The sequence below is a fragment of the Maribacter sp. genome, from assembly GCF_049667165.1.
GTDB lineage: Bacteria > Bacteroidota > Bacteroidia > Flavobacteriales > Flavobacteriaceae > Maribacter_A.
The window spans coordinates 1-4,862 of the sequence record NZ_JBATHS010000209.1 but is presented as its reverse complement, the minus strand read 5'-3'; the positions used below and the strand labels follow the sequence as shown (position 1 = coordinate 4,862).

Sequence of the window (4,862 nt, the reverse complement as noted above, 5' to 3'; positions counted from 1 at the left end):
TCTCGATGAAAAGATGAACATGCTATCCCCTGTTCCCGGTTATCAAAAACCGAAACCCTTTTTGAATATAGCCCGATATTTTGGGGACAATATTTATTTGGAAAAAGATTGGGAGACCTATAGTGGCTCGGGAAAATAAAAAAGAGCCACATTTCAATGGCTCTTATTCAATACATATAATCCAAATCTATTCTATTTACCTACTATAATTCGGTGACTCCTTTGTAATGGTCACATTATGGGGATGGCTTTCGTTTATCCCACTAGCAGTTATCTTAATAAATCGTCCATTTTCCTTTAAAGCCTCAATATCCTTTGCACCACAGTAGCCCATTCCGGCACGAAGACCCCCGACAAATTGATGGATGCTCTCATAGAGTTCCCCCTTATAAGGCACTCGACCAACGATACCCTCGGGTACCAATTTTTTGATATCATCCTCCACGTCTTGAAAATAACGGTCTTTGGATCCCTTGTTCATGGCCTCTACGGAACCCATACCGCGATACGATTTAAACTTTCTTCCTTCGTAGATAATGGTTTCCCCAGGGGATTCTTTCGTACCTGCCAATAAAGAGCCCAACATAACGGTATCGGCTCCTGCAGCTAACGCCTTGGGAATATCACCTGTATAACGGATTCCACCATCGGCTATAACGGGAACACCACTGCCCTTGATCGCCGCTGCAACTTCCAAAACCGCAGAAAATTGGGGAAAACCTACCCCTGCGACCACTCGGGTAGTACAAATCGAGCCCGGTCCGATCCCTACTTTTACGGCATCTGCCCCTGCGGCTACCAAATACTTAGCGGCTTCCGCTGTGGCGATATTTCCTACAATGACATCAAGTTCTGGGAATTTCTTTTTTATTTGCTTCAGTATGTCGACCACACCCTTGGTATGACCATGAGCGGTATCAATGACGACCGCATCCACACCAGCCCCGACCAAGGCTTCGGTCCTGTGTAAGGCATCCTCGGTGACCCCAATGGCCGCCGCTACCCGTAGTCGACCGTATTGATCTTTGTTCGCGCTGGGTTTCTGCGTTAATTTCGTAATATCCCTGAATGTTATCAAACCTACCAATTTATTATTGGCATCAACAACAGGCAGTTTTTCAATTTTTTTATCCTGTAAAATATCTTCGGCCTGCTCTAAGGAAGTACCTTCCCCGACGGTAACCAAGTTTTCCGAAGTCATTACTTCCGATAGAGGCCGCTCATTGTTCTTTTCAAAACGTAGGTCCCTATTTGTAACAATACCGATTAATTTACCCTGATCATCCACTATGGGTATACCGCCAATACTGAACTCTCTCATATTGGCCTTTGCATCCTTGACCAAGGCGGTGGAGGGTAAGGTCACCGGATCCAATATCATGCCACTTTCAGCGCGTTTCACTTTACGCACCTTCAAGGCCTGCTGTTCAATGGTCATATTTTTGTGCAGTACCCCAATGCCCCCCTCTTGGGCAATGGCGATAGCCATCCGGGATTCCGTAACGGTATCCATGGCCGCTGAGACAATAGGCACATTTATCGTAATATTCCGTGTGAATTTGCTCTTGATACTTACTTCTCGAGGCAGTACTTCCGAAAAGGCAGGCACGAGGAGAACATCATCATATGTTAAACCTTCGCCGAGAATCTTGTTTAGGTGGGCTTTCATGCAATTAAGGATTAATTGCGTGCAAATATAGTATTTTTAATACTAACTTTTCGCTACGTTATGATTTAATGGATTGCTGTCTTTTTTTTGGTCAATTGATATAAAACCGTAAGGGAGGAAACCATGAATGTCATGGTCATCAAAATACCCGAGAAAATGACGACATACTTCATCCAAAGGATACCACTCCACAAGAAATAAATGCCTCCAAAGGTGAGTATAACAGATAAGAAAGGTTCAACCGTAAGAAACAGCTTTGCACTTCTCGGTAGTTGGGTCATCCAAACCAGTGCGCCCAAAAGGAAAAAAATCAGGGACATTGAAAGAATATGGGTATGTACAATGGTCAGCATTTCCCGATTGCTTTTTTTGAACTTCATAAGCGCTGCATTTTCATCATCCTCATTCCCGAGATAATTTTCCTCGATACCGGCAGGTCCTACGGAGCTGGTTTCATTTACAAAGAGAAGACCGGTGTAAAAACCAATGGAAAGCACTACCACAAAGGATGCAATGAAAATCTTTATCTCTTTGGGAAAGGTCGAAAGCAGCCCATTGTATGCACTCATAAAACTAGATTTTGCTGTAAAATTCCTATGGTCTGCAAGAGTTCGTCTATGGCGTTGGTCATTGCCCGCACGGAAATCGTCGCTCCGGCAATGCCATCGATATTTCTTTCATGATCCACACGGTCGCCGGCAGTTTTCCCAAGAAATTGTTTCAGCCAACGTTTACTTCCAATTTCGCCACCATATTCCTCACGGTAGACCAATACTTTGGAATGTACGATCTTAAGATCGGGGTCAAAAACAATCAAAAAGTCAAATTCGGCAGCCTTACTTGGTGCCTTACCAACGAAACAATAACCCAAATGAAGATTATTGTTTGTCAATTCAAAGAAATTTTCCCCATCGATCTTTTGGGGCAAACGGGCATTCAAAGTGTCCGAAACCCGTATTGGGCTCAATTGAAAATCATTCTGCAAAAAAACTTTTTGCAGTTCTTTCAACACCTTCTTCTCAATATTCTTGGGCAATCCAAAGCCGAACAAAAATAAGCACATGATCAGAGACGACACGATTAATGGAAATGGCTTTTGCATAACGTAAAAATATCAATTTAGAATGAATCTCAATAGTAGGGATTTGTTATATTTTACACAGCCCAGCGAACTTTTATTAAATAAGGCATTTGCGCTGGAATCAAAACCAAACACCTATACCGAAATTCAATCGGTCTTTAACATCATTCGTATCCGCAGAATTGCTTCTAAACTGGTAATCCCCTTTTAATACCACTCCAGGAGCCAGATGATAGGTAAGCCCCGTTGTAATATCCGTTCTATCATAGGCCTCATTATCTGCCAATGAACCAGCCGTATCTGCATGGGTATCGTAGGTTTCATAGCGGGCGAAGGCAAATAATTTTTGCTCATTTTGGATGGGAAGAATATTGAAAGCACCTTCAACATACCACCCTTGCAAGGCACTGCCTAAATCCGCTCCTGTTAAGGTATTGTAGGCTTCAGTGTCCGTTAGGGATGCATAAATAAATTGACCACGAGCCGTAAAACGATCATAGGCATATCGGGCATCGAGTCCTACCATTGAAATACCAATATTTGCTCCTTCAATATTCTCGATATCATCAGCGGCCTGTGTTTTGCCAAAATAGGTAGACAGTCCAAAACGCAATCCTGGAATACCATAATAATCCAATTTCGTGGAAAAGGTCGGACTGTCGATGGTAGATTTTATCCCTTTCTGACGACCGCCCCGCAGACCATCAGAACCCCTTAAAACTCCGGAAATACCACCTTCACCATCCCCTAATGTGGATTTAAACCCATTAAATAAATAGGCCTGGTAGCCTAAGGAAATTTCATTGAAGCGACCATTGACACCAATCCCCAATTCTCGCCAAGTAGTGGGTACGATAACATTGTCAAGCTCAGGCCTTTCAGTTCCATTGAATGTTGTGGGTTCATGAAACTCGTTTATGATGCCCATCGGCACCAACATAAGTCCACCTCTTAAATTTACATTATTACCGATATTATAATTTACGAATGCTTGTTCCACAAAAATCTCATCAACATGTTCGAGTTCGATTTCTGTGACAAATTGGGTTTTATCATTAAAGCGATACCCCACAAGCAATACCAATCGTTGTACATCCAATTCACCATTATCCCCATTGGGTTGGTTATATAACATCTCACCGTAGGCACCCATGGTAACGGCGGACGCATAATTACCGGACAATAAACGCTGTGCGGCATTCAACTGTTTTTGTGGGTTCAAGGTGATGGAATCGGTTGTTGTTTGGGCCACTAAAAAATTAGTCGCCAAGGAGATTAAAATAAATAGTGACTTCTTCATTGCTTGGTTGTTTTTATTTGGTCTTATTATAGATAATGTGATAACAGACAACAAAATTAAGACCTATTTTGAGGTATGCAAATTTTATTTATAATAATTCTAAATAACTATAAAGAGGAGGTCATTCGCTACACCGGGAAACGAAGCAAGGGGCTTCTACCGTTATTTATATACAGAAAAAAGTTCGGTGGCCTTATTATAGGCGGCTTCAAAAGTCATCCAATGCACATTGGTATCAACTTTTTGGGCCGTAAAAAAGGATAGCATTTTCTCGGTGGGCATATTGCCCGTCAATTCGTCCTTGGCCATAGGGCAGCCACCGAAACCCTGCACGGCCCCGTCAAACCTTCGACAGCCAGATCTATAGGCCGCTTCAATCTTTTCGTGCCATTTCATGGGCGTCGTGTGCAAATGTGCACCAAATTCGATATCAGGGTACTTCGGAATCAGATTTGAAAACAGGTATTCGATAGTATTCGGGGTTGAGGTGCCCACCGTATCGGAAAGCGATAAAATACGGGCGCCCATTTCCGCCAATCTTTCCGTCCACTCCCCAACAATGTCAACATTCCAAGGGTCACCATAGGGATTTCCAAATCCCATGGAAATATAGGTCACTACTTCCTTATCATTGGCTTTTGCAATTTGCAATATCTCACGCAATATTTCGACCGATTGTGCTATCGTCTTATGGGTATTACGCATTTGAAAATTTTCGGATATGGAAAATGGGTATCCCAAATAATCGATCTCTTTATGCGCCACGGCAGATTCGGCCCCTCTGACATTCGCCACAATGGCCAATAATTTGC

Annotated in this window: 5 protein-coding genes and 1 pseudogene; 1 reads left to right on the top strand and 5 read right to left on the bottom strand. The window is 42.8% G+C overall.

What is annotated here, in order from left to right; all coding sequences use genetic code 11:
• Window positions 1-139 (top strand): annotated as a pseudogene (locus WBM98_RS10350) (thioredoxin); the annotation flags it as partial.
• Between the two features lie 57 nt (window positions 140-196).
• Here WBM98_RS10350 and guaB read toward each other — a convergent pair.
• The 5 genes from guaB to WBM98_RS10325 all read right to left on the bottom strand — a co-directional run.
• Window positions 197-1,669, bottom strand: coding sequence for an IMP dehydrogenase (guaB, locus tag WBM98_RS10345; RefSeq protein WP_424365946.1), 1,473 nt, complete (start codon window positions 1,667-1,669; stop codon window positions 197-199).
• Window positions 1,670-1,734: 65 nt separating this feature from the next.
• Window positions 1,735-2,238 carry a hypothetical protein gene (locus WBM98_RS10340; RefSeq protein WP_424365945.1) on the bottom strand — a complete coding sequence of 168 codons (504 nt, stop codon included), beginning with the start codon at window positions 2,236-2,238 and terminating at the stop codon, window positions 1,735-1,737.
• Entirely contained in the window at window positions 2,235-2,771 is a 537-nt protein-coding gene (locus WBM98_RS10335) for an FMN-binding protein (RefSeq protein ID WP_424365944.1), read from the bottom strand. The genes WBM98_RS10340 and WBM98_RS10335 overlap by 4 nt, the downstream gene beginning before the upstream one ends.
• A gap of 100 nt (window positions 2,772-2,871) precedes the next feature.
• On the bottom strand, window positions 2,872-4,050 hold the full coding sequence (locus WBM98_RS10330) for a porin (RefSeq protein WP_424365943.1): 1,179 nt from the start codon (window positions 4,048-4,050) through the stop codon (window positions 2,872-2,874).
• Between the two features lie 162 nt (window positions 4,051-4,212).
• Window positions 4,213-4,862 (bottom strand): hydroxymethylglutaryl-CoA lyase (locus WBM98_RS10325; protein WP_424365942.1); only part of this gene is annotated, 650 nt, incomplete at its 5' end.

What these genes read in the sequence shown, in the direction of transcription:
- guaB (WP_424365946.1), bottom strand. Translation starts at nt 1,669, where the DNA reads ATGAAAGCCCACCTAAACAAGATTCTCGGCGAAGGTTTAACATATGAT.
- WBM98_RS10335 (WP_424365944.1), bottom strand. Translation starts at nt 2,771, where the DNA reads ATGCAAAAGCCATTTCCATTAATCGTGTCGTCTCTGATCATGTGCTTA.
- WBM98_RS10330 (WP_424365943.1), bottom strand. Translation starts at nt 4,050, where the DNA reads ATGAAGAAGTCACTATTTATTTTAATCTCCTTGGCGACTAATTTTTTA.
- WBM98_RS10340 (WP_424365945.1), bottom strand. Translation starts at nt 2,238, where the DNA reads ATGAGTGCATACAATGGGCTGCTTTCGACCTTTCCCAAAGAGATAAAG.